Annotated in this window: 14 protein-coding genes and 2 pseudogenes; 5 read left to right on the top strand and 11 right to left on the bottom strand. The window is 41.9% G+C overall.

The genetic code is table 11. The features are described from left to right. Positions 1 to 41: 41 nt before the first annotated feature. Positions 42 to 887, bottom strand: coding sequence for a hypothetical protein (locus ACYX4J_RS08520; RefSeq protein WP_476178364.1), 846 nt, complete (start codon positions 885 to 887; stop codon positions 42 to 44). A gap of 2,143 nt (positions 888 to 3,030) precedes the next feature. On the opposite strand from ACYX4J_RS08520, the gene ACYX4J_RS08515 reads away from it, so the two are divergent. Continuing rightward, the gene (locus tag ACYX4J_RS08515) at positions 3,031 to 3,279 is read left to right on the top strand and encodes a hypothetical protein (protein ID WP_444897023.1); all 249 of its coding nucleotides are present in this window, start codon (positions 3,031 to 3,033) and stop codon (positions 3,277 to 3,279) included. Between the two features lie 310 nt (positions 3,280 to 3,589). Next, on the top strand, positions 3,590 to 4,099 hold the full coding sequence (locus tag ACYX4J_RS08510; protein WP_444908020.1) for an OTU domain-containing protein: 510 nt from the start codon (positions 3,590 to 3,592) through the stop codon (positions 4,097 to 4,099). Between the two features lie 127 nt (positions 4,100 to 4,226). Here the strand turns inward: ACYX4J_RS08510 and ACYX4J_RS08505 are convergent, their stop codons facing one another. After that, on the bottom strand, positions 4,227 to 5,540 hold the full coding sequence (locus ACYX4J_RS08505) for an alpha/beta fold hydrolase (RefSeq protein WP_444908019.1): 1,314 nt from the start codon (positions 5,538 to 5,540) through the stop codon (positions 4,227 to 4,229). A 1,375-nt stretch (positions 5,541 to 6,915) separates the two neighbouring features. Here ACYX4J_RS08505 and ACYX4J_RS08500 point away from each other — a divergent pair. Together ACYX4J_RS08500 and ACYX4J_RS08495 are read left to right on the top strand one after the other, a co-directional pair. Continuing rightward, positions 6,916 to 7,047: pseudogene (locus tag ACYX4J_RS08500) on the top strand (IS481 family transposase); the annotation flags it as partial. A 264-nt stretch (positions 7,048 to 7,311) separates the two neighbouring features. Next, a pseudogene (locus ACYX4J_RS08495) lies at positions 7,312 to 7,516 on the top strand (integrase core domain-containing protein); the annotation flags it as partial. 325 nt (positions 7,517 to 7,841) lie between these two features. On the opposite strand, the gene ACYX4J_RS08490 reads toward ACYX4J_RS08495, so the two are convergent. Both ACYX4J_RS08490 and ACYX4J_RS08485 read right to left on the bottom strand, forming a co-directional pair. Beyond that, positions 7,842 to 8,045: a transposase gene (locus ACYX4J_RS08490; RefSeq protein WP_444897020.1), complete on the bottom strand. Its 204-nt coding sequence runs from the start codon at positions 8,043 to 8,045 to the stop codon at positions 7,842 to 7,844. 569 nt (positions 8,046 to 8,614) lie between these two features. Then, positions 8,615 to 9,979, bottom strand: a complete 1,365-nt coding sequence (locus ACYX4J_RS08485; RefSeq protein ID WP_475708210.1) for an IS4 family transposase — start codon at positions 9,977 to 9,979, stop codon at positions 8,615 to 8,617. 1,077 nt (positions 9,980 to 11,056) lie between these two features. On the opposite strand from ACYX4J_RS08485, the gene ACYX4J_RS08480 reads away from it, so the two are divergent. After that, positions 11,057 to 14,518 (top strand): hypothetical protein, encoded by a 3,462-nt coding sequence (locus ACYX4J_RS08480; RefSeq protein WP_476178363.1) that lies wholly within the window; start codon positions 11,057 to 11,059, stop codon positions 14,516 to 14,518. Positions 14,519 to 15,820: 1,302 nt separating this feature from the next. On the opposite strand, the gene ACYX4J_RS08475 is transcribed toward ACYX4J_RS08480, so the two are convergent. From ACYX4J_RS08475 to msrA, 7 genes are all read right to left on the bottom strand, one after another. Further along, complete coding sequence (locus tag ACYX4J_RS08475; protein WP_444897018.1) at positions 15,821 to 16,102, bottom strand: hypothetical protein; 282 nt, start codon at positions 16,100 to 16,102, stop codon at positions 15,821 to 15,823. 32 nt (positions 16,103 to 16,134) lie between these two features. Further along, on the bottom strand, positions 16,135 to 18,021 hold the full coding sequence (locus ACYX4J_RS08470) for a VCBS domain-containing protein (protein ID WP_476178362.1): 1,887 nt from the start codon (positions 18,019 to 18,021) through the stop codon (positions 16,135 to 16,137). 750 nt (positions 18,022 to 18,771) lie between these two features. Next, a complete protein-coding gene (locus ACYX4J_RS08465) occupies positions 18,772 to 19,002 on the bottom strand; it encodes a hypothetical protein (RefSeq protein ID WP_444897016.1) in 231 nt (76 codons plus the stop codon). Positions 19,003 to 20,135: 1,133 nt separating this feature from the next. Beyond that, entirely contained in the window at positions 20,136 to 21,911 is a 1,776-nt protein-coding gene (locus ACYX4J_RS08460) for an FG-GAP repeat protein (RefSeq protein ID WP_476178361.1), read from the bottom strand. 871 nt (positions 21,912 to 22,782) lie between these two features. Beyond that, on the bottom strand, positions 22,783 to 23,352 hold the full coding sequence (locus tag ACYX4J_RS08455; RefSeq protein WP_444897014.1) for a hypothetical protein: 570 nt from the start codon (positions 23,350 to 23,352) through the stop codon (positions 22,783 to 22,785). A gap of 1,720 nt (positions 23,353 to 25,072) precedes the next feature. Then, a complete protein-coding gene (locus ACYX4J_RS08450; RefSeq protein WP_444908015.1) occupies positions 25,073 to 25,552 on the bottom strand; it encodes a YopT-type cysteine protease domain-containing protein in 480 nt (159 codons plus the stop codon). A gap of 623 nt (positions 25,553 to 26,175) precedes the next feature. Continuing rightward, complete coding sequence (gene msrA, locus ACYX4J_RS08445; protein WP_444897012.1) at positions 26,176 to 26,799, bottom strand: peptide-methionine (S)-S-oxide reductase MsrA; 624 nt, start codon at positions 26,797 to 26,799, stop codon at positions 26,176 to 26,178. Positions 26,800 to 26,803 lie beyond the last annotated feature (4 nt).

The raw sequence follows: 26,803 nt of genomic DNA, 5'->3' as shown, positions 1-26,803 counted from the left end.
ACTAAAATTATTTCTTTAAATATACCGCTCAAACTCAATATCTATACAATAGACTTTGATAGTGCCTTAATTGTTGTACTATTATGAGAGTGTAGATCATCAATCATAGATTGAAATGCACTATTTAGGTTATCGACTAAGTTTATCTGCGCATTATTAGGAAAAGTTTCTGAGGAAAATTTACTTAGCGGGGTTTGGTAGTCCCCTACACCTCTCCAATCAGCAATACTTGCGTTATTTTTGTATGATTTTTTCCAGGGCATGGGATTGTAAGCAGGGTCCAGAGTATTCACTTTCCTTTGCTCAAAATAGAGTCTTTCATGTAGGTCATACATTACGACCATTTCAATTTCGCCTTTTAGTGAAAGCTGCTCTTGAAGCCAACCATCTACTGCATTTATCCTGCTTTTTAAATCTGTAAAAGCTTTTTGTTTATCCACTAAATGCTCAACAAGTAGCCCATTCATCTCAGAAACAATTTTCTCTGGTGCAACCTCAATTTCATTATGATAATATTTACCTGCATCATAGACCGAAAATACATCCGCGTTGATATCCGCCCTCATCTTATTTCGCAAAGCTACTCTTGCCGCACGAACCTCCTCACTTATTTGCTCGGGTGCTTGATCATCCTGAGTATAGAGCTTCGCAATTGCATCCACATCTTGTTCGAATGCACCATTCGCATCAAACAGAAGTAACTTGGACCCTTCTGATAGCACAGTAATCATAGCTGTAGGCGAACTTCGAGTTTGACCTAGAATCTCACCTTCTGTTGCTTCACGTACATTCCCATCACTGTCATAGCGAAATTTCGATGCTCCAAAAAGCCAAACATCCCCACCACTATCAGATAGGTTAGTTTCTTCACTTTTGGTCGCTTTCATACTATTCTGGGAGGCCATACTAATAACCCTTAGGCTCGCCCCCAATTGATTCCGGTCATACTGTCTCCTTTGAGCCTACACCAGTTTTGTATACATCTTGTGCGAAATCTATATGTTATCGAGTGACCCAGTAAGAATTTTCGGCTTTGCTAAATGCCCCGGGGAAAATTCTTGTTTCAGTACAATATTTAGTAGCCATGTTACGTAGTATCAGAATTCACGCTTTAGATTTTCCTGTTTTTTTTTTTGATTTTAGACTTTTTTCCCTGTTTCGTGGCACAGTGCTTCATCTAGCTTAGCCCCCTCAATCACTCCACTAATATGTGTGTCTGACTTCGCGTATTAAGTGTCCTGCAAGGCTTAAAGTTCATTCTGCTTCACATCTATCGCTCTAAATTTGATTTAACTCATGCTGAAGTAGTACATTTTTTTGAAGCGAGACTTCCCAGTTTATTGTTCTTCGCTGGACATCTCTCAAAGTTATTTATGCTGACCTATTTAAGCCTCATTCAACTTAATCCTATTAAACCCTGTATCCATTTGATCTAGCGTTTGAAGTATCGTTTGATCTATCAGTTGATTGTTCTGTGCCCTTCCATTTCCGTTTTCAGCCCCGACTCAGTCATCGACCTCACAAACATCCACACCCTATCGGTGATCAACAATTGGGGTCAGCTCTTTACGAGCTTCTGTCTGCTATACGGCCGATAGCTGAAAATTTTTATCACTCCTTGATTGCCCCGCCTCCCCGCCAAGTTATCAGTCTTGATGATGCGACTGATTTATACTCTACTTACTCAGCGTGGCATCAATACTGTTCATGTGTTTCCATTTGGCAGGTTCTACAAAGATAATCTTAGCTTCCTTAATCTGCGGATTTCTTTATGGTTTGTATTTAAAACTGTCACTCTCTATCATCAGTATCTCCTTATGGATACCACATCAGCTGCCAGCTCTTTGGATTTGCATCACCTAAGGTGATTCTGGATACATCGGTATGGTAAAGCGGGAATAGCTGAAAGAGACAATGGTGGGCTGGTACATAGCGTTTAGACCGAACAAGCTAAATCCCTTCCAGGTCAAATGTCACTTCGTAAAGTGGAAAAGAAAGAGATGCAGGTTAGGGTCACCCCTTCCGCTATATCAAGTGTCAGCTTGGCTACAATAATGCTCGATAACGCGGGTTGGTGAAAAATACTTGACACCTGTAATTACAGGTAGGCTTTACGATTTTATGGATAGGGAGAAAATATCTTGCTGCCTTGGGATATTGCGCCTGAAATCCGTACACAGAGGAATTCAGACAAAAACTTGGGAGATTTGTGCAAAAGTTAAAGCTATCTTCGTGAGAAGCCCAATTTTTATCCAGCCCAGGCTGGTCCGATAATAAGACCTCCTTAATCAGAAGTCTCTTCGAGAGTCTCTGAACAACTCCGCAATGTCTCTGCAGGCCTTGAATATTGCAGGGTTAAGCGTAGATCGCCGTGAATGGCTGTACAGCTGTGGCCTTTAAGACCTGCCCTTCGGGGCTTGCGTAGCGATTCACACTCCGCGCTGCGACTTATTGAAAGATCTAGCGATTCCTGCGAAGCCGCGCCTTGATTGTGAACCGCTCTGCATCCAGAGGTATCGTGAAGTTGTTCAGAGGCACCTAATTCTTGATGGCGGAAGCCTCCCACGAAAATTGCCGTAAAATATTTTGCGGAATATTGGTTAATCAACGCTAGAATATTTTTTATTTAATCGATATATTTTTTACAAGCTTGAAATTGGCATCTACTGTAACCAGAGGTACTAAAAATGACCAGAACTAATAATTTCGTCGAAGAATTCTAAAGCAGGAAAATCTGCATTTAGTTACCATAACTCAAGTAAATGACTTATAGGATTTTCACTCTATGATAACTAGGTTCCACCTATATATACCTTTTGTATGGATATAGAGGGCCGTATATTGTTTTTTAATTTGTAAAATACCCGAGATCTTCATAGGATTAGCTTAGCAGGTCTTATAGTTAAGGTTTGAAATTACTACTTTATGTCTAAAATAACTCATGTAAACCAGATAATTAGCACAGGTAAAATAGATTCTAAGTACTCAGCTGACATTGCTGTCGACCAGTATCAGGGGGAGTTCTGCCATGTGCGTAAAGATATGCAAAGATTGATAGATATAAACTTTAATCGCTTACCTCTTTCCTCCCCCAATTTTATTACTGGGGGCGACGCGTCTATTGATGCAAGTACTTCTAAACGAGCACTAATTCGTTTTTTACAACAACTAAGTACAATAACAGGAGCGGCCAGCACTTTAAATATTGCAGAAAAACTCACTGAAGTTGTAAAAATTGTAGAGAATGTTGAAAATGATATTTTGCATAGCAAATCATAAGGGTAATTAGCACAACGGTCAATTTATTCAACCGTATATAGATTTACTACTTTTGATTACCCAAAAATCGCTGAACTGATTAATTTTATACCACCCTTAAAGAATCTAATAATTATGAACAGGATAAATTATGCTGTCCTTTAACTTTAGTCCACCTAAGATTTTCCATACAAGTAAACCATCCAAGAAATCTCTACAGTGCACACTAGAACCTAACACTGCATCAAGCTTTGAGAGACTTCGTAGATATACTTTTAAATCGTATATTATAGTTTTTGCTGATACCAGTGGAGTATATAGTGGTCAGCATATGGAAACCCCCTCAGAAATAACATCTTCTGCATCGATCGAAAAGCCACCCTCTCCGATACAAAAAAAATCAGCTTTACATAAGTGTGTAAATGATATTAAGAAGCGCGGAGCTTGGAACACCAAGCTTTCAGATATGCACCCATCTCTTTTGTCTCAATGTATAATAAGGCCTATCAATATAATTTCTCCTGGCTACAACCAGGTCTTGGCGATAGGTGAAGAGTTTTCTAGTTCGTCTGCAGTAAATTTATTCCTAGACAATAATCACTATCAACTAATTAACAATGCAGTCAAGAATCCATCAGATTTGATTGAGTTAGAAAAAGCAAAGCAGCTAGAATCAACTAATGCCCCAGAAGATGGAAATTGCTTATTTGCAGCAACAGCTAAATATTTAAATAACCTTCAGATTAATTATGCATCTCTTCGACAGAAACTTGGTGACTGGGTAGCAGATAATCCTAACCACTCATTGGCTCAAGGTTTTGTCATTAATGAAATTATTTAGTCTGCATTGCTGCGTTGTGTTTCCAATCTGTCCAGGAAGGCTTGCCTCCCTCTTTGATCCGTCAACCTTATACTCGAAATGAAACTTTCTCATGCATTGAGATTTACAAATCTGCGCCTCCTTTGAGCTAAGTAGAGATGAATTCTTTCACTGCATTTACAAAAACCTTAGAAGCCGGTTCACGCCCAAGCAAAAGGTGGCCATCGCTATTCAAACCCACGAACTTGCAATTTGGGATGCTTGCTGCAATATCAATCCCTTGCTGTATTGGTATTCTTTGATCACCCAGCGAGTGGATAACCAGTGTCGGTACAGTAACCATTTTAAGTTTATCGCGAACATCTATACTACCAAAAACTGAAAGAAATCGGGCTGCATTATTCGCTGATGTTGTAAGTCGCTGAAATTCGTCGAACCAATCTAACTCATCAGCTTTCGCGCTAGGCATAAAGGTGGACGAAAAGATGTGCCTGTATGCTGGGTTGTCTTGCCCCCAACCTGACTCTGTAAGTGTTATTATAGCTTCACGCTCTTTAATGATCTTATCAGTTGCCCCAGTCCGCCAACCTGCTGCATACCCTCCAAAAAGAATCAGCTTATTAACGCGCTCCGGATGGCGTACTGCATATTCAATAGAAACAGCTGCCCCTTGAGAAATCCCGAGTAAGGCGAACTTATCAACACCACTTGCTTCCACAACCGTCTCTAAATCAGTTACAAATGATTCAAATGAAATGGTATCCACATTCCAATCGGATAGACCATTTCCACGCTCATCATAGCGTATAAACTGGTGTTCAGCGGATAAAGCTTGGAACAAAGGGCTCCAAATTGGGGATTCCCAATCATACTCTAAGTGGCTTAACCAGTTCGCAGCTTTTATGATTGGAGTTCCCCTACCGATAGATGCGTAGGCAATTCGAGCACCATCTGATGCTTTACAAAATTTAATTTTCTGGCTCTTAATTAATGTACGCTCTAATGACTGCTTCTTAAATCCTTTTACATAAGTTATCGCAAAGTTATTCTTTGGTGCCCATGATATGCCAGCCCTTTTAAATCTTTCTAAAAGTTTTGGGCGAATACTATCAGCCTCCTCAATACGCCCTAACATTTCTAGCTTGTTTAGTAATTGAGTTGCTGCGTTAGGATTAAATGGCTCTAGCGTTTCCCAATCTCGCGCCCACTTTAATTGCTCTGGAGGCGGGCTGTTTTTATGGGATGACAAGCGCGATAAGGTTTGCCCTCGCAAGCGTCCCACCTCCTCCCTCTCTGCTGCTAACCACTGCTGAAAAAGCTCCTGATCAGGCAAATCTATACCGTCTAGGAAAGTCTCCTTTAGCTCATCATGAATTGACAGAAGCTCACTGTAAGATAACTCAGGAGCTTTAAGCTTTGAAGCTAGCTCCCTCACATCAATATGAATATCTTCCGTATCCATGCGAACCCTTTCTCGATCTGCATTTAAGCGCGCATTGTGCGGGTCATTCACAATAGGCCTGATCTTACTAAGAGACCACCTTAGCGATGCCCTAGGATCATCTGGCAGATCCCAGAAGAGCTCACACAAACGATCACGACGGTGTGGCCTTGAAGCCAATAACAAGAACGCGAGGATTGCTCGGGTTTTTTTGGAGCGAGGTAAACTTATCGCTGAACCATCATGGTAGACAGCCAACTCGCCAAACATTTGAATTGATATATTCACAACAACCTATTTACCAATTCTTGTACAAAGTCCTAAGGAGTCCCAAATTACCTCAGATCATCTTTGGGCTGAAGCGTAAAGCGCAACTCGCCACACCTAGCCTTACCCCTTAAGAAGCGTCTATACAATCGTAGCAGCCATCAAAAAGACACATTTAATCCAAAGTAATTTTTTGACCCATTGGTTCTACTCGAATAGCTGACTACCCGTAATACCTATGAAAATATCCAGTTAGTGGCTTTCCTATTAGCCTGATATAAATATTTTGTACCACGAACTTGAGGAGCTCGGATGCTCCTGCCTGACCAAGAGCAGTCATCGTATGCTAGTAATAGATGGTACTAAAGTCACGTTAAAAAGGAAGAAACTATACATTGTCTATTTTTCATGCATTATTAGGCTTAAAGTATTATAGAAAGTCGAATATCTTGATTTTTATCTCCCTCTTACTACTCCGCGCATCAGACATGATCGATGATGTCTCAAAGAAAAGTTCTCAGAGTATTACTTTTTTGGCATCACTTACTTGATTGTTGTTAGATACAAAGAAACATTAATCAGGGGGCTCTGGATACGCCTAGACTTCCCGTCGGACCTCAAAGAATATCGGTGATAGGCTAAGCTTTAAAGGAAATAGCTTTTTAGTCATTGCAAGTGTTATTACGCTGGCCCTACGGCATCCTATGATCAATTCATAATCCGCAACAAGGCCTCCAAAAAACCTAATATTTTTAGAAAGCTCTCCTCAGGCTGCACCCGCTCTGAGAGGCACTTGCATCACCTGTCCCCTCCCAGAAAAGTGGCCCAAAGGCTAACCTAAAACTATCTATGCCCTACCAAGCCAACTCCAAATGTGACCAATCGGTCAACAACCTCTCTATGTATCTTCAGCACCCAACATCTATATATGGCACTATCTACCTTGGCACTCGTGCCCAGACCAATCATTGAAAAGAACCTATGGAACTAGAGTGCGACTGTAGCGACCAACTGTTTCCGGAAAATAAGTTAAGTTTTTCTTCCGCTTTTGCAGTCGGGACCCCATCATTGCGTTGGTGGGGGCGCTCCCAGTTATAGTAAGTCATTAGATAGTGACTGATATCTCGGCGCGGCGGACCTCCAGAATGACTTTATACTACCGTTTTATGCCATACATGATCTTCCAGTGCTGCGCATCCTAACTGATCGTGGTACCGAGTATTGTGGCAAATTGGAACAGCACAATTATCAGTTATATCTAAGGAGCCTCTGAATAACTCCGTAATGCCTCTGCGGGTTTTGAAAGCTGCAGATGTAAGACGCAGCTTGCCGCGAATGGCCGTAGCCCTTTGCAAAAGCTGCAACGCAGCAGATGCGGCCTTCAAGACCCGCCCTTCGGGGCTTGCAGAGCGATTCACACTCCGCGTTGCGACCTCTTGAAAGGTCTAGACATTCCTGCGAAGCCGCGCCTTGATTGTGAACCGCTCCGCATGCCAGGGGTATCACGGAGTTATTCAGAGGCTCTCTAAGTGTGAACGAAATAGAACACACTAAGACAAAAGCCAGGCATCCACAAATAAATGGGATCTGTGAACGCTTCCATAAAACCATTTTACAAGCGTTCTACCAACCTTCATACGCCGCAAGATCTATGGATCAATAGAAGAGTTACAAAAGGATCTGGACGAAGGCTCACATATTACAATAATTGGAGAACCCATCAGGGTAAATAGCACCTCCTGAAAAACCGGTAACTGTCAGATCAAACCTGAGCTACTATAGTTGAAGGGTAGGATCACTCGGACCCTTTTAGCTACCCGCAACTTTCTAATAGCGCTAGAAGATACCAGTCTCCCAAGCCACCAATAATAGTCCAATCTTGAGAACCTTAAACACCGACACATCAAGTTAATCGAGAATAGCCCTACATGCTCCTGTATCAGTGCGTACTTTACTCTTAGTGGTTCGCAAAGTACGCAGCTGCCTTTTTAGACACTCGCCCCCCTTACGCGCCTCCTGCAATTCCTTCGTGAGCCTGCGGACTACTGCACTTTCCTACTTGGAGTAGTCGATACCATTTAATCTATTAAGCTGCTTATCTGAGAGACGATTAAATTGACCGCGCCAGCTATAGATCTGCTGTGCACTGACACCCAGCTCGCGTGCCACAGAAGCCGTTGTCACTCCAGGCTTTTCCGCCCTTTTTACTGCCTCGATTCGGAATTCCTCTGTATACGCCTGAGTTCTTTTGTTTCCCATGATACAAGGCCGAAACCTAACTATACAGGGTGTCTACTTAACCTGGGTAAGTCTTATATCGAGCGCCGCTGAACTTGACCTACTAGCTATTAGTTAAAAAGTCCGATTGATTAAAAGCATTTAAAAAATATGGAAGCAACGAATAAAGTGTACCAATGGAAGGACTGTTTCTGAGCCTGGGATTTGAATGGATTCCTTCTCCAGGTTATACATTTATAAAATTAAAATCAGAACCTAATGGCTTACAGCAACTGTGAGCATTCCCACCGGCACAATGGGGATATCTCGCCTAGAGATGGAAAGTAAAATTAACATATTATCCGAAAATAGTTGCAATGCACATCATTTAATCCTTAGATATTAATGATCCTTGATTTTAGATAATAAGTGTGGCTGGGAAAGTAGGGTTCAGTTGGTAGAGTCAGCACCTCTCCCGACTAGAAGATGGGCACTGATGGGAGTGTTTTGAAGAATAACTACAGGGGTCGAATATCCTCAAGTAATTTACATCTGTGGACGATCTATTGAGACCGAAGAACACACAACGCCTGGCCTGTGTTTTATACACATCATTTAAGTCCATTTAAAGCCTCCGCTGCCTCCATATAATGGAGAAGCTTTGTGTACCCCTGCCAAACGGTTTTAACTCCAGGCTCACCATCGCCGCTCCGCCCCAGAAAGCCTCCAAGTCCTGCCAACATACGAGTTATATCTCTCATACTTGGAGCTTCATTGGGTGGGGAGGTTTTAGCTTGCATTATCCATATCATACGCCACTCTTTTTCAGAGTAGAATTTCGTACACGACGTATCAGGAAGCGTTCGTGCCCGTGTTGTCATGGAGTGTAGACGCCACCCAATAATCATATAGATTGCAATACAGTTCAACATGCGCTGCTCAGTTCTAAAGCGATTACTTTCTATCTGGCATCCGCCTTTCACCACTCGAAAATAGGTTTCAATTTCCCATCGACTTCGATACCACTCAATAATGATCCTCGCTTGCTTAAAGTCCTCAACTGCAAGATCGGTCAGCAGCATCCATTCAATACCTTTTTCCCCTTCTGGTGGGCTTAATTCCTTAGCAAAGACTGCGTAGAGAGAAAGAGGTCGTTTTGATTTTCCTTTTCCCTGCAATCTTACTTCTGCAATGGATACACTGACCTTAGCTTCCCTTTCTGGCCGTCCACTCCTTTTGGGGATACCTACTGAGTATTTCCCGATGGACTTCTGCTTGGTCATATAGTCCCAAAGTAAAGTCGTATCTTCTCCTTCGATCTCTAAACTACGGTTAGCCTTGGCTCGAACAATATAGCTTGCACGCCGCTGTTCATTTTGATCTTCAGCTAATTGAAACCACTCATGAATATCCCCCTCTCTATCCGCGATGCTCACAATCGTGGTTTCAGGGCAGCGCTCTTGTATCTCACAAGCTGATTCATAATGGTCTAGCCAGCGTCGACTCTCTTTATCTTGTATCGACTTGGTATAGCGAGAATTAGCACTAGATTCTTTATCTCGCTGCCACATACTACCTTCAACAACACCCAAATTAATTCTGGATGGTGTTATCGCGATGGAGGTGTGCAAGAGTTGTTGGTTGGTCTCTTTACGCCTAAGTGTTCCCATCTCTTTACTTTCTAGGTCAGTGGCAAAATTTAGAAAAGTAGTATCTTGTGGGATAAGAACAACAGGCTGCGCCTTGATTCTCTCAAGAGTTGCCGATTTATGGCCGCTCATAATAGAGTCAAAATTGACTTTATCATTTTCGATAAAGCGATAAGCCGCAAACGTTTCTGCCCAAGTTTTGTTTGCACAAGGAATGCTATTCTTTGGGTCGGAGCTTAAATTACTAAGAATATTAGACAAGCGTTTATTCAAGCGTGTATCACCCATAACCTGATTTTTTACTTCGTCCATGACCCAGTCCTGCATAATTATCCAGCCAAATCTGTAGTTCTTACTGGGCTAAACTGTAACTTATTGATTTATATAATAAAACTGAAAAAACTTGTGTATAAAACTTAGCGCCTGGCTACTAGGAAAGACACAGTATAAACAGCCTGCACACTAGATAACAACTAAAATATTTTTCAGAAAAACTTGGAAGGAATTATTTTGGATTAAAGATGTGAGTTTTCGAACCAGAAAGCCCTTATTCATGCAGAGAAATAAATACCGATCTCTGTGATCCAAAAGTCAGAAATAGAGAGAAAGAATGGTAATTGGTACATGCATACCCCCAAAGGGAAGTGACCTATCCATTCATGAAAAAATGCAGACATAAATGATAACCACAAAGAAAATTAAAAATAAAATTAAGACCCCTAGAAGCACTATATTCACAAAAAAGGTTAGGGGGGGGGGCAACATTTCATCCATCGTCCGAACTCACACAGACAAAGTTGATGAACTTATACTAATGATCTGATCATTATTATTCACCCCAACACTCTACCTATGCCTTTATTCTTTTTCTAAAGTAGAAAGCATATCCATATCTCTTTGGTAAATACGAAAGTATTACCAGTCACAGACCAAAGACAATACGACCCCATGAAACTTTGAATATTAAGCAAACACTACCGCCACACATAAAGCACCCAAAGAAATAACAACTTGCTTTATAAAAGACCACCTTCGCCCCCCATTAAACAAATACAATCGATTACATCCCAAAAAAAAAGACCAATATTGATAGAACCAGAAACCCAAAAATATATAGTTAAAACACCAATAAGAAACAACACCTAAAATAAAACATAATTACAATAATTACTGATTTTCATCCCCCACACGGGGACTTTCAGAGCAAGGAAAGGAAGGGGGTGGACATGTTTAATATATTTAAATTAGTCAAGGAGGGGCAACCATATGAGATAACACTGATACTGGCCAATAGATTCAAAATTCCTCTAAGCAACTGTATTAAAATTAATGATTATGTTACCAAAAGATTACTTAATTTTGAAAAAAATACCTCAATCGCTAGCTTATTTAAGCTGCATTATAATGACACTAAGCACTCAAAGTTTCGCGAAGGATTCCGATGGAGATGGGCTCGAAGATCATGTTGAACAACTAATAGGGTTAAACCCCAATAATTCCGATTCTGATCAAGATGGCATTCTTGATCCAGATGAATTTTATGAATTTAGAGATTTTATTGAGGCCGATACTGGTCGCACAATTAACCGGGATCATTTTCTAGTTAACCCATCTATCGATAGCGACGAAGACCAAATTACAGATTTCACTGAAGTCTACGGGTATTATAATGATGGAAACTTATTGAGAGGGGCACAAAGAGCTGTTCCCTCAGATATATGGCTAGATATGAGAGATAACTCCTCACATAATGTCATTTTAAACGGCATAACTATTCGAACTACAAGGTGGGCAATTAAAGCACTCGAAGCTGCTGGAAAGGTCACTACACAACAATTATCAAATCTCGATACAGGAGGCGAGCAAGACTTCAGAGTTCTCATCGTTGATGGGATGTACGATATTATCCGCTCCCATGTTATCAGTAAATTAGATGGACTTGGTGTTGCCAACCCGGAAACACATCAGGTAATTACCGGGTCTCCCCGCGAAGATGGAACCATCGCATCCGTAATGGCGGCGATCATGATCAATAGTGATTCTTTTGGCCCCGCTAGAGAAATCTTCTTTACAGACCCTTTTAGATACAGCACAGATTTTGACCCTTATAGTGACCGAGAAGAGGCAATTGGTATTTTTGGAGCCTCCCAACCGGTCCATGGAGCATCACACCCACTAATTGGAGCAATGCCACAACTTGTAACAACACTCGAGGGCATAACCCTTTATGATATGACTACAATTGGTGAATCTAACGGCACCGAAGTCGGCGAGGAAATCGGTGAGTATCAGACAAAGGAAAATAGTCAAACCAAAGAAAAACTATGGTTTGTTACATTAAACTTTGAAGGCAATGCTGGTACCGATGGCCTAAGCATCGGAGTAAATACCGGTGGGGGTTACGGTCAAAGCACCGGATGGTCCTCTAGTGAGGCAATAGAGACGGGCTCAAGCACATTTGAGTCTTTAAGCAGTGAAACTTCTACTGAAGTTTCAAATAGCTGCTTTTCCTCAATGGCACTGACTTTAAAGGTAACAAATACTGGGTCAGACGCGGCCTCTCAAATATTTCCATTCTGGGATATATATTTTGGCGATCAATTATGGGGAACCGTTGACTATGAAGGCAATGGGTTCTCACTAGCTGCTGGTCAGAGTGAGAGACTAGTTGTACTTGGAAGGAGTGAAGAAGGATCATGCTTAAGTGTGGAGGAAACAGATTACTTAGCGAATGGTGGTGCAGTTGGATTAGCCACAAATATTGCAAGTGCAAAAGTGACTCTCTTCAACAATGCTACAGGTCAACTCAATAACAATGCGGACTGGTCAGCCCTTATTAACTCATTCAATTCTGATCTCGCACGTATAAGTGTAAAAGGCGTGTCTGCGAACGGTAGTGACTTCAATCACAATATCTGGGTTCATGCCTATGATGAAGGTAGTTTATTACCAGACATGTCGGTAACCATTAAGGAAGCATTTGATATAGCCTATACCCAGCTAGACTGCAAGAACAGTGGCTATACAGATGCAGCCTTATGTTATCGTACTTCAGAAGGTGATTTTATTATTGGCGGCGACAATGATCGCGCATCCAGTTTTGAGTTCACATTTACAGATAGCAATTTTAACGTAATTAATGACCCAAATTTTGTAGAGCAACTAACCTCAAAAAATAACAGCTCTAATTTTTGGGATATACGATTGCCACCCAAAACAACTGTAACCATTACTCAACAAATCCCACTGTATCCAATAGTGAAAAACTATGATATTTTCCAGCTATATGGTGACAATGGAATTACTAATAATATAGAAGTGCACGCAGTCATTAATGATCATTTGGGAATAAAGAGTGTCGAGATATGCGATGGCAATCAATGTAACCCATTAAAACCCAAACTAGAATCCGGAGAACGAAGTAATAACTACTTCAAGTCTGTAAATAATATTTCCGATCTAGGTAACTTAACCCTGAAAGTAGAAAATACTTTAGGGAACATCTCAGAAACACCGGTTAGCCCCACGGCTGTAAAATATAGCAAAGAAACACAAAGAAGAATCACTTTTGCAGAAAACTATGCAATTAGCCTTAGTCAGCACCTTAAATACTATGAGGAAGAGATTAGCAGTACCGATAAAGATTACTATATAAGAATGGGATTAATATCAGATATTGACACCTTGCGAGAAAAAGTAGACGGCATCAATAATGATGCATTTTATCTTTCATCCGTATGTGATAATAACCTGAATACAATAACCCAGTGTTTCGACTCAATAGATAAATTCGATAAAACTTATCTGTCAGAAGAGCAAGTTCTTTTCAACTTGAACAAAATGCCAATTCGAAACCGATTACTAATGCCACGCGGTCAAATCCCTTCTTTTTCAGGTGATGTAGATTGTGCGATTCCCTCAAACTCCATCATTGTGGGAATGAAGGCCAAATCAGTAATTAGAGCTCCTGGTACGGATGCCAACCTCAAAATAGGTATATTTTCACGAGAAATCCTACCTACATATAAACCACAAGAGCCATTCTTTATTTTCAACTCAACTGTTGAATCATGTGATAAGTATAGCGGTAATGGCAATATGCATTTTTATGATTTTAATTTTGTAGATGGTGACAACACTAAAGCATATGCTTTCACCAATTTTGGCCTTGATGTTGATAATGGTCAAGTAAATAAACTTTGCGTGGGAAGGCACAAGGTAGACCTATCAAAAAAGGGACCTCTCACATCCACTGGAAGTCATTATAGTTCAATCTGTGGTAATAGTGATAGCTGGAGTGGCATCGAACGTAGAACGTCATCTACCCCAACAACTACGAGAGGACTGCCGTACCACTTAACTGCTGAAGCAGTACGTGCCACCGCAAAAAGTGCATCTTTTTATCGGGTTCAAATGTCTGAAATTGTTTTTGCCCAGCCCTACACTAGCGGGTTAACCAATGGTTACAGGTATCGAATTAAAAATGTTGAAACGGGAAATTATTTAGACAAGAGATCAGGAGACAATGATATTGTCGATATATCGCCGCGCAATGATGATGATCTTTCACAAATATGGATACTCGATGCCGTCAACCCACTCGAGTTTCGAATAATTTCTGCTAGCCAGAATACAATCCTTACTCAACCTAACTCATTAACGGAGAAATTTTTTACTAGGGCTATTCCCAACAATGACCAAGAGCTTGAATCAAATTATTCTCAACACTTTAGGCTCGAGTCACTTAGCGGGGGAGCAAATACTATTAAGTCTGTCTATATGAACAACAAATATATGTCAGCTGCTGGGAATCTATCAAATGCTTCAACAAGCACTAAATGGCTTTTTGAACGGGTAACTGATTAAATATTCTTATACCTCATTAAGCGCTTATGAGTTCGTTAACAAGAGGTTTCATAAGCGCATCTTAAAAAGGTGCTAGCAGCAAACTGATCTGACGAATTTGAATTCCCGATATAGTAACTAGCAACAGTTCTCTTGAGGCAGGGGCTAGTGATACAACCAGCCAGCACTATGGTGATACTATTGATTTATTTTTAACTGTGTAACTAATTGCTTTCCAACACTCAACACCTAAGTGTCTCATGAGTAAAATAATGACTGAAAACACCCTTAGTTGACTCACCCAGATGCCTATCAACATAATAGGCGGTTTTGGCTGAGCGCGCCCCCCCCTCTGTTCGAGGTTTTGACAACAACCACAGCGGTAATAACTCCACTCACCTTAAAGGGCAACATAGTAGAGTTGAAATAAGTGGTCTCTACTGTCAAACCGGATAATTTAAAAGTCAACTTGTTAATACAGGGCCAACCCATCTAACACAGATCGATAACCGGATTTTGGCTCAGTATGCACCCGCAATATCGTCAATACCCATGAGGAAACTGTGGATCTATATTTCTGCAGATTTTGCGCTATAGGGTACTAAGCTGCTTATGAAGTCGAGATAGGTCGGCACACACATCCTCTGGATTGGAAGTCCGCAGTTATCCATCTCAAAGAAATTGCGCTTCACGCTGCCCCAAAAAGCACTAAGCGTCAATATGGAAGGCCAGAGGGTCCCTCTGATCTTATATCTCAGAGGAACAGTGGATGTTAAATTCTGGTTGTTCGTGTAGTATTCATCGAGTTGAAGGTATTTTCCGTAGCGACTGCAGGAGAATATCTTACATCACGTTGATTCGCATCAAGTATAAACTGGGGTAGGATTCATCGACAGACTTCGAGGCGGTTGCCGCTGGTCTAAAAAATAGCTCCGGGAATAAGCCACTCTCTGCTGAGAATTGAGGCAGCAATTACCCACAGACTAGCAAGTCCAAGAGCAGTACACTAGCCAAACTTTTATATTCTGTTTGGAAATCCGTACGGGATTCATAAATTAACTTATACAACGAATATACTAAAGCGCCACAACAGCATGATCGGATAAACTAAAAACACATAAATTTCAACCACCTAATGAACCTTCAATGCAGGGAATATATCGAAAAGTCGATAATTTTATCCAAAACTGGAAGCCGATCTTATACCGACTTATAATCGAGCGTAGAAAGCAGCTTACCGACTTCCAGCAATATATTAGCATGATTGATTAAATCTAATCATCAATCTCTACTTTATATACATTTCGTACCTAATGATATACTTCATAGCAAACTAATATGTCTAACCTCAACAATCTGAGAACCCTCATATTCAGCATCAATACTTATACGATCTCCGTGCTTCACACTAAGGCCTTTTATTTTCTTCTTATCTAAGAAAAAATAGTTTCCAGAAACCTCATCTTTAATCAAAAAAAGGTGCTCAACCTTACTAAAGCTTTTATCTTCTACAGTGACTTCCTCTAGCTTTCCGACTATAAAATCTTCAGCCGTGACACTCACCGACAAAAAAATTGAAATCGCCATCAGTAGTATTCTAAACATAATTTACACCAAAAAAGATCTGTATTTAAAAATTAATTACTATATTTTACAGTAAATTTTGCAAACTTTCTCATAGCGTCCACCGATTCAAATTTAATAGACAGGCCATTCCTGGAGTCTGTGAAAGACTCACCGACCTTTACAATCGCCACATCATTATATGCCCCACCATCAGCATAGCTGATATATAACTCATCCTCAATTTGGTAGGGATTCATTATGGGGTGGGAAGCATGATAGTTAACATAATAATATTCTTTTCCATGACTATGACCTTCACCTCCTATTTTTACTTGCTGAGGAAGATTTTTTGAAAGCTCTCCGGGACCAAGATAAATTGACTGAATTTCTATTTCTTGTAATCCACCCAGATATGGTGTGACTACCTTTGTATACTCAGGGAATTGCTCATACCACCCTAAAAATTCACGCTGGCCACTCCCAAATAGGTTAGACCACCCTAAGCCCATTATTCCTCTTCCCCCATAATAACTTTCAAGATTTCCATCGTTATTCTCATCAAAATTTGCATGGCCTAGTCCAAAGTTATGACCCACCTCATGCTTAATAGTGGCTAAGGCTGCAACTGGCCCGCCCTCTAACCCTACAAACGACCAGTTCCCCCAAGTTGCGGCCACTCCAGCCGCACCAAATATAGATATCGGATAAAGATATACTCGATGGTCCCATTTTGTTAAATCCAGAGGTTCATTATTTTCATCTAATAAATTTTCTCTGGCCCATTCGTCAGCTTCATCTCGAAAGGTCATACCTTTATCTGTATATCGACCACCAAGGTGTTGTCTATCGAGTAACTCCTGGTAGCTGAGCATGTCGCCATTTATTTCATCGGGCACATTGTAGATTACACAATCAATTGATGAGTTTTCCTGGCCAGAGGTTCCATAGCAATAATTATCTAGAGAGCTATCATTAACACGATGCCGTACAAAATTATGCTGACCTAAAGAGTTATAATAATACACTCTATTCATTGAATTTGGGTTATTAAAAACACTATTAGCCAAATCAGATATACCGAGACTATCTAAGGATGAATTGCCATCGAACTCCATGTAAACAAATACAATACTACTTTCCTTTACCTTTATCGTATTAATAGAAAGCAATACTACCTGAGAAGTATTATTGCTTAATGACAGACTTATCGTTTCAGTAGCTGACTCTCCTGAGGCAATATTTTCAACTCCATCATTAAGGCGGTACTCCCAGTCACCATTCTTATCTACACTAAATTCACCATATTCACCATCAATGGTATCTTCAGTAAATGTTGGGGCATTTCCGTCGACATCAGTAATAGTTACTGTTCCAGATAAGTACTCTGTATCGCCAACGACTAATGTACCAATTGGAGACTCTACGTTAAATTCGTATGGATCATCAAAACCTACAATAGTAATCGTAATAGGTGTTGTTTCACTACTTGAGTCAATACCTATAACAAAATTATCTCTGACAACTTCCTCTCCCTTAATTGGATCTGATAGAGCCTCATCAAGTACATACACCCAACTCCCATCTATACTTACTTCAATCTCCCCATATGCTCCCTGAAAACTGCCTTGAGCGAATTGAAGGCCGCTATTTGTATCACTGATGAGCTTTCCAGATATTTTCTCTTCGATATTTTCTGAAATTCTACCGGTTCCACCTGTTATTTGATACGAACCTCCGCCTCCAGAGTTACCACCACCTCCTGAGTTATTGCCACCTCCTGAGTTATTGCCACTTCCTGAGTTATTGCCACCTCCTGAGTTATTGCCACCTCCTGCGCTATTGCCACTTCCAGCAGAACTTTCATCGGTAGCTTGGCCTGAGCTTCCCCCACCACCTCCACATGAGGCTATAAGAACAGACAACAAAATGCTAACGGCAATCTCTCGTATATTTTTCACATATTCTCCAAAGTACTATCTCTAGGATTGTTTGGCTTTGTCCTACATTATTTTCTATAAACATAAACCTATCAGTAAGAAAATACTGCGGGTGTCATAGAAATAAAAACTTCAGATAGAACAATTAACCATCTATATACAACCCTTATATTGCGTATACAACCACTCATTCGACGTATATTGATTAAATGCTTATACCTGATGTCAAATGGTGAAGGCGTCATTATTTTACATAACCCATTATTTTCATTATTTTTTGGTCTGATAATTTTAGGAATTGGTCTTTATTAACGGGTATTTGGTATTTTTTCTTACTTTTGTGAACTTTATTCAGTTATCGACACCCTCGCCGGAATCCAACACCCCCTCATATATTCGAACTTATTCGATTATATATTCCACAACCGCCACACAATAAGTTTATCGACTCATGTTATTTAGCCAGGGAATACTCCAGCTTATTTACATTGGTCTACTTTTCCACATTTTTATTTACATAACCACCATCTAGACAATATGGAAAAATCTTTACACGATGATTAATTTTTATTCCAAGGAATAACTACGATTCTTTATTCCACAAGTGGATCACCATGTGGCCTGGCAAATAATTCATTTGACGGCCATCCTCTTTTACTCGCTCCTGATCTACTGTTCAAAAGATCCATTACAAATTGATCCTGCTCGGCCATCACCTTATTAAAACCGGCATCCTTTGGGAAATATTTTCGCTCCAAGCCGTTTGTATTCTCACTGATTCTTCTCTACCAAGATAAATATGGGTGAACAAAGTAAAATATCTACTTCTAAGCAATCTACAATTGTTTCTTGTTCAGCGAATTCGAGACTACTATCAAAGGTAATCGTTTTGATTTTATCTTCGAAACTTACCTTGCGACTAATCGCTGCTTCAGCCAGCAAGTCTGATTGTTTACATATCAATGTAACAATAACAGTAAATAGTGTCTTGCGTTCAGGCATAGTCAGTAATTAACCGCGTCGATCACACCTATCGTAGCACTTGCCATGGGACTTTGATGCAATCCTAAGGTGCTTGTATTAGCTTCATAATTTTCCGATCTAAATAAATTTGTTGGTAGATCATCTCACCGTGTAACGACAACCCCGTACACCTCTTCATATAGCTTACGACTTGCTGTGGTCTGAGTTAGGGCCTCTATTTGTTTCCACATGCCATCAGTCACCCTCTGTGCTTTATACACTTGCTAGCGTCTTAGCGCTGCAAGCTTATGTTCTTGTCCCGGGCGATATCCTAAGTATTACACTGCAGCTTTTAGTCGATCATTGCGAGATACCTCTCTAACGGTTTTGCTATTGTTTTCTAAGAATGCATGGATGTTCTAAAACTGTAAATCTGGCATCGTTCGATCTCGCTCCGTTGGTAGCAGCTCATCATTTTCTTTCACTTGATTGAGATAGATTCCGGCTCTACCAACTGAGCCCACTCTTACCAATTACTCTTATTATCCGAAACCAACAATTTGTGTCATTGCAGGTATCAATTTAATTAAAGCAAAACAGTTTAATGGTTTCAAAACTTAGGGCGGGATCCTGTGGCGTACTGGGTATGCTTGATACGGCAGGTTCCTCTTTGTGATTACTAGAGTCAACACCAGAATGGATTGCGGGGGTATAGTGCTGGAGTCTCTTGGCTTTTAAATGTAGCTTATGAAGTGACCCACTAACCCCGGATACCATAATGACTTTATGCTTTCGGGCATTTTCATAGGTTGTAGAGTCCAAATGCGATAGGCCCGGATTTTGGTTGGCATTTCAGCGTATCGGGTGAACGCCTGGCGAGAACTCTTTATAGAAATATTAAAGGGGAGCTAGCGAAGGCAGACTCAAGGCCAGTCCACCACTTCAGCGACGCGGCTGTTGAGCGAAAAAATGAGGATGTGATTTTTTAGAGGTACCCTCGAGTATAAACAGCACGGCGGAGGGGATGTGCATATGGGATTGCTCCTATACCTTTCTGAAAACTGTAAGTATTAAGAATACCAGTAACCTGTTAATAATCATACAACTGTCTGTCGCATGCTAATCCCCCCCGCTTTAATGTGAGGGGGTATTAGAGTCGCGAGCAAAAATAATTAGTAAGTATAGATCTCTATCGCTGAGGATCCATCCGGGTCTACTGGGTATTCATATGCGCTAACAGCCAGCGTTTGCCCATCGCCACTGAGGCTGATAGTCGTTCCGAAAGAGTCACCCTGCTCAGTATTGCTACTCTTGAGATAAGCCTGCTGCTGCCAGGTATTGGCCTGCCGTGCAAACATGTAAGCTGCACCAGAGCTTATAGCACCATTATTGTGTTGATCACCATTGATACCTTGGGCACTGCTGCCCTCAAAAATAGCGCCAACAGCCAGAGTTTGGCCATCGGCACTGAGACTGATAGGGAACCCGAAATGATCACCCTGTTCAGTATTGCTGCCCTTGAGATAGGCTTGCTGCTGCCAGATATTGGCCTCTCGAACAAACACGTAAGCTGCGCCAGAGCTTATAGCATCATTGCTGTGTTGATTACCATTGATACCTTGGGCGCTGCTGTCCTCAAGATCAGCACCGACAGCCAGAGTTTGGCCATCGGCACTGAGGCTGATAGCCATTCCGAAAAAGTCATCCTGTTCAGTATTGCTGGCCTTGATATAGGCTTGCTGCTGCCAGATATTGGCCTCTCGTACAAATACGTAAGCTGCCCCAGCAAATGGGGCATCATTGTTGTGTTGATCGCCATTGATACCCTGGGCGCTGCTGTTCTCAGAAACAGCACCAACAGCCAGGGTTTGGCCATCGGCACTGAGGCTGATAGAGCTCCCGAATTCATCACGCTCTTCAGTATTGCTGCCCTTAAGATAGGCTTGCTGCTGCCAGATATTGGCCTCTCGTACAAATACGTAAGCTGCCCCAGCAATTGGGGCATCATTGTTATGTTGATCGCCATTGATACCTTGGGCGCTGCTGCTCTCAGAAACAGCACCAACAGCCAGAGTTTGGCCATCGGCACTGAGACTGATAGAGCTCCCGAAAGCGTCCCCCTCTTCAGTATTACTACCCTTGAGATAGGCTTGCTGTTGCCAGGTATTGGCTTCTCGTACAAACACGTAAGCCGCCCCAGCAATTGGGGCATCATTGTTGTGTTGATCGCCATTGATACCTTGGGCGCTGCTACCCTCAAAATGAGCACCAACAGCCAGAGTTTGACCATCGGCACTGAGACTGATAGAGCTCCCGAATTCGTCACCCTCTTCAGTATTATTGCCTTTGAGATTGGCATCCTGCACCCACACTCCCCCCTCTCTGATAAACAGGAAGACTGCATTTTCACTGTGATTAGCTACGGCCAGGGTGTGGCCATCACCACTGAGGCTGACAGAGAAGAGCTCTTCGGTATCATCGATCTTGAGGTAGCCAATGGCAGCGACCAATGCGTCGCTCACTGAGATAAGGTCTGAGTCACTGCACTGCTCCAATTCACCCTCCCCGTTACAAGCTTGTAGTAGGTACTGAGCATTTGCCCGCGCGTAGAGCGGCACTTCTAGCGTTATGGTTTCACTCCCCTGGGGAATATGCTCTGCGACAGGAGTAAACCCAGATAGCCCATCTGAGTTTTCCAGTAAATGGTAATGACTGGCGTTGCCGGTATCGGTCCAACTAAAGCGGAACAACTTAACGGGCTCAAAGCTTAGGGTGAAATCCTGTGGTGGATTAGGAATATCGGGTGTCTCTTCTACGGCAGGTGTCTCTTCTACGGCAGGTGTCTCTTCGTTGTTACTCTCGTTGCTACCGGACCCTCCACTGCTGCAAGCAGTAAGGAGGGAGAGGATAGTTATTATAAAGATGGCTTTAATGGACTGCGGGGGCATGGTGATAGGATCTCTACGCTTTTTAATACAACAGCTCAATTATTCATATCGCCCGTGCTGTTTCTTTAGGATTTGGGCATTTTTTATAGGTCACAGAGTCACAAAACTAATAAGACGGCACTGAGCAGTGGGGTCTTAGGTTCAATGTACCTGTCAAGATGATGATCCGAGGAGTTGGGTGCACACAGGCGCAATTCCCAGTCCGGGTATTGCTTACGGAAAACCAGCAGAACAGGTACAGGGCAGCAATTGTGGCAATGAGAGTGGAGTAGTGAACCCAGGCTGATTCTGCCCCACCGGGTAGAAAGTGTTTTTCTTCAACGCTGCGACGGCGATATAAAATTAGCGCATAAAAAATGACTGTCGCAATCACAAAGATGCGGGACCAACGGGTTTATTGTTCGTCAGATCCCACCTGGGCCACAAGACAGCACACCGCTGAATCAGCATAATCACAGTAAACAGACAGTGCTGCTGATGCGGCATTTTGTCAAACGGCTGACTGACTGTTGGAAATATGGTAGTAAGCATCAGTTGGATTAGTTCAGACCAAATCTGAACTACTACAGTTTAGTCGTCAGTGGGATCGATAGTTATCTTCTTACAGAGTTTTTTCCATATTGCCTGCATGTTAATTACGCTAAAGAAGTTATGAAACAGTTTCTAGGGGAAAGGAGCATCTGCGATATTTCATCTACAGATGCCTACCCCCTTAATTATTAGAGTCAATATTAGCTAAAATGAAAATTTCAAAGCTTAGGTATCAGCTATTACCTTCTAAATTTATGCACCTAAAAAATTTAGCAGCATATCCCCTCTTGTCCGATAATGATCTTCGTTCGCACCCTTTCCTGTATGCAGCACCCTAATATCATCCAATATTTTTTTCTTGTGCTTCACCACCGAGCCTACTATAGAAATCTTTCACCTCATGTGCGCAGTTTTCACCAAGCTTCCCTTTGTCCAGTAAAACTGCATTGAAGTGTATCAGAGATTCCTTTTCTTTATAGCTCATTTCTCCGCACAACTTATCTGCCAATGCACCCAAGTTATTACTTCGAAGGTTTACCAACAGCTTCAACTGCCGATCAGGAAATAATTGTTTGAAAATATTATGTTGCTGTTCAGGTTTCAGCTGGGTAGATAAAATTGCAGCGAGCGCAAGGTTTTGCTTATGGATCATCACAGACATCAGTGCTACTGAGCCATCAAAAAGATATGATACGAGCCCAAAGAATAGATTGTTATCGGATTTAATCCTATGAATAAAGCATGTATAGTTCCGTCTCAGGTACTTTCCATCGGTTGCGTTTAGATATCCATCAAAAATTTGACTGTTGTTCAAATTTTGACAAAGCTTGTCCGCGAGCTTATCCATTCCTGGGTCCCGACAGCCTCCAAGTAACTTCATTTGCTGGCCTGGATCTAGCTGTTCAATCATGCCATTCTGTTGATCGGAACTCACATGTGTAAGTAATAAGGCTGCACGGTGAGGACTTTTGTAAATTAATGTGGACATAACCGTAGGTTTTATGTCCCCTAGGCTTAGTGACTTAGTCTTTATTTGATTCGGACGGACGGCTTTGGGGCGTGATCAGTTTGTTTTCTGCCACAGAATCTAGTAAAAATTCGGTCACAGAGATCGGTCCTGCGCACTTCGATTAATCTTTTTCGACATGTATTACGCTCAGCGGATCGCTTGCCTTGTGTGTTATTTTTATGCTGAGGCGCTCCACTTGTTGCTCTTGTGCTACCGACTGAATTTACACCCATTGTTTTCACTTCTTCTTATGATGCTAATAATTTCTATATTTTATCTTGAGGAACCTCTAAATGCTTTATTTTATGGGCTTTAGTTTTTAACTCCTTGGTTTCAGATAATAATCCACCATATCCTTACCCCCCAATAAGCATGATCGTTATTGTAAAATACGGGGCATTCGTCCAGATACATCTGAAGACCCCCAACAAATCCATAGATAATCACCAAATAATGAAAACAGGCAGAATTCCTATAAACTAGTTATACCATAACGCATATAGTTATTATTTTGTTTCAGATGTCCGCTTTTAAGTGTCCCCCATCTCATTCATGTTCAATATTGCTCATATTCATATCCCCCTAATTTACTTCGATACCTCGCTTCCTAGACAGTTAGGATGTGCATCAATAGAATATTAGTTATTGGATGCAATAGTAATACAGGGTCCTTCAGAAGTTCCTCCACAGTAATGTGGTATTTTGATTGAATACATCCGATCATGAGGCAACTGCGCATAACTATTAATTAGGTTTCCTTAGCAATCCGGCATAATGAAGTATCCTATGGGCCTAGATAGCCTGGGTGCTGGGTACCGATGTCATCACAAGCTTCGTCATGCTGCTTTCGCGCTAAAGCCTGGATTTGCAATTAAGGTAAGATGAGCCTCTCCTTTACCACCTTTGCCTCAAGCTAATCGAAATTTGAAGCTCCCCAGGTCAAGCAGCCACAACCAGGTGCACTGTTATGCCCTAGACCCCATAATCGACTCAATGATATGAGCGCTAGTTTCTAAATCTTGGACATAAGTTGAAGACAGCCCAATAACGGGAAATAAACTTAGAGAATGCAGAAAAAAAGAAAATCGATGGGGGGGGAGCTCTGCTCAGCACAAAACAGGCAGCATTCAACGCGCCGCCGGCTTCTGCAATCTAACAATTTTTAGTCGTACATTGGGTTGCGAAGAATAGGGCAAACCGCATCTTCACTCTTAGCCATATAATGGCTCTTTGATGGTATTGCCATTTACAAAGTCGGCCTCATTGGGTACTGGATAAATATTTTTAGGTTTTAGGCGCTTTTCGACATAGGGTAATTAAAGGTAAGTTAAGGGGACCGGCCTCCAAGAGCCCCTGATAACCGAGGGAACCTTTAAATAATCTCACAATATCTCTACGGATTGTGATTACATTTAGCGGACTTACAGCAGTGGCGACCCATTACACCTAAATTAATTTCTATCGGTAACGGCGGGCAAGTTGCCGGCCTCCTATCCCGACAGCTGGATCGACTATTGTGCACACCAGTGAACTCACCCTCAACAAGTCGCGATTAAATCAGATTTATTCTTGCCATTTCATTACCTGAAACTCAACACTACTTACTCAAAACTAAAAATTATTACCAAGCGCTTATCTTGTAAGCATTAACATTCCATTGACCCGAGTAAGCTTGCCAACGTGACAAATAAGCATGGCGATAAAAAGCATCAAAAAAATTAAGAAAATCATTTTTTGATGGGAAGCGGTATTCACCATAGTTTGGGTCAAAGAACAGAGCACCAACCTCAGTGGGAATACGCTCATCCGCGATCCAAACAGCTATTGCATGTCCAGCACGCCGTGAACTAATAGAAACATATCCATAGGTTTCTTGAAAGCGTCCAAATGCATTTACAAGACATCTATTAACCGGTGGAATGGGGTTTGCAGGTGGCTGCGGATTGCCCGGTACTATTGGTGCAAGGTTTTGTAGGGCTAAATCTGCCCAACTAGTGCAATACTCCTTCGCCTTAGTAAGACCATTGTGAATTAACCAATTATCGATATTATCCCTCTGCCTACCTCCCCCGTTAGTCCAAAAATGAAAATCCTTTGCCACCTTGACTAATTCACCTGTATTAAGCGATCTATAAGTGGGATATCTTATTGGACCTAGAGTTATAGAGCATGGAGTTAATCCAAGCTTGTCTGGTAGGCTTTTATCATCTACCGCATGAGTCTTGATCCAGTGCGCACTGAGCGCGGCACATATTCCACGCGGACCATACTTGGCATAGTGCACCCAGCTCCGAGGTGAACTTTGCGAAAATCCCCAGGTTTTAACCCCTCTATGTGCTCTCGCAATTCTATTTACCCACATTATCTCTCCTTAAACCTGCTATCGTATTTCATTACTATGTCTCTGTGCCTAAGTACGCGGCTAAAGCGAAACTTGTAACCTGTTCCTATATTTAAGCCACCGCTACATCAAGTAATGCAGCGTTCCAAGGCACTCTCTACGCTAACCTAGAGATAAGACTTTACGCGCCGAGAGCGCAGATAACTTTAGATTGCAGGCTTAATTTTTTAGACTTTGGCCAAAACTTGTCTACATCCAAATGCAGGAAAACTAACTTGGTGAAGGTAGGTGGGAAAAAGAAAGTGACGGGAAAGTAACTGTGCCAAGCATCACAAAAACAGGCAGCAGTCACCGCGCCGCCTGCTTCTGCAATCTATCAATTCTTAGTCATGCATTGGGTTGCGAAGAATTGGGCAAACCGCGTCTTCATTCTTAGCCATATATTGCTGGTGGTACTCCTCGGCGTAGTAGAACGGTTGAGCCATGCTAATTTCGGTGGTGATTGACCCACGATCTTTGGCGTCCAACGCTTCTTGCACAGCCGCCCTGCTCGCTTCCGCCTCCTGTTTCTGGCCTTCGTTCAGACAGAAAACACAGGAACGGTACTGGGAGCCGATATCGTTACCCTGGCGCATACCCTGGGTTGGGTCATGGTGATCCCAAAAGACCCGCAGGAGTTCTGCGTAGCTCACCTTTTTGGGATCAAAGATTACTTTCACCACCTCTGCGTGCCCTGTACGGCCGGTGCAGACTTCATCGTAGTTCGGGTTTTCGGTGGCGCCATCAGTGTAGCCAACGGCAGTGGCAAACACACCATCCGTATCCCAGAACACATGCTCTGCGCCCCAGAAGCATCCCATACCAAAAATGGCGACTTCCAGGTGCTCAGGGAATGGCTCTTTAATGGTGTTGCCATTTACAAAGTGGGTGCCACTGATCTCCATCGGCTGGGGCCGACCGGGCAGCACCTGGTCCGCATCGGGTATCTGAAATTTGTCGTATTGCATACTG

This window comes from Microbulbifer sp. ABM4_008, assembly GCF_056311705.1.
Note: the sequence above shows the minus strand (reverse complement) of the source record. Positions and strands in the feature narration are given on the sequence as shown.

Bases quoted from the DNA above. Each gene is read 5' to 3' on its own strand.
- ACYX4J_RS08520 (WP_476178364.1), bottom strand. From the start codon at position 887: ATGAAAGCGACCAAAAGTGAAGAAACTAACCTATCTGATAGTGGTGGG.
- ACYX4J_RS08510 (WP_444908020.1), top strand. From the start codon at position 3,590: ATGGAAACCCCCTCAGAAATAACATCTTCTGCATCGATCGAAAAGCCA.
- ACYX4J_RS08505 (WP_444908019.1), bottom strand. From the start codon at position 5,540: ATGGATACGGAAGATATTCATATTGATGTGAGGGAGCTAGCTTCAAAG.
- ACYX4J_RS08490 (WP_444897020.1), bottom strand. From the start codon at position 8,045: ATGGGAAACAAAAGAACTCAGGCGTATACAGAGGAATTCCGAATCGAG.
- ACYX4J_RS08485 (WP_475708210.1), bottom strand. From the start codon at position 9,979: ATGCAGGACTGGGTCATGGACGAAGTAAAAAATCAGGTTATGGGTGAT.
- ACYX4J_RS08480 (WP_476178363.1), top strand. From the start codon at position 11,057: ATGACACTAAGCACTCAAAGTTTCGCGAAGGATTCCGATGGAGATGGG.
- ACYX4J_RS08475 (WP_444897018.1), bottom strand. From the start codon at position 16,102: ATGTTTAGAATACTACTGATGGCGATTTCAATTTTTTTGTCGGTGAGT.
- ACYX4J_RS08465 (WP_444897016.1), bottom strand. From the start codon at position 19,002: ATGCCTGAACGCAAGACACTATTTACTGTTATTGTTACATTGATATGT.
- ACYX4J_RS08460 (WP_476178361.1), bottom strand. From the start codon at position 21,911: ATGCCCCCGCAGTCCATTAAAGCCATCTTTATAATAACTATCCTCTCC.
- ACYX4J_RS08455 (WP_444897014.1), bottom strand. From the start codon at position 23,352: ATGATTGAACAGCTAGATCCAGGCCAGCAAATGAAGTTACTTGGAGGC.
- msrA (WP_444897012.1), bottom strand. From the start codon at position 26,799: ATGCAATACGACAAATTTCAGATACCCGATGCGGACCAGGTGCTGCCC.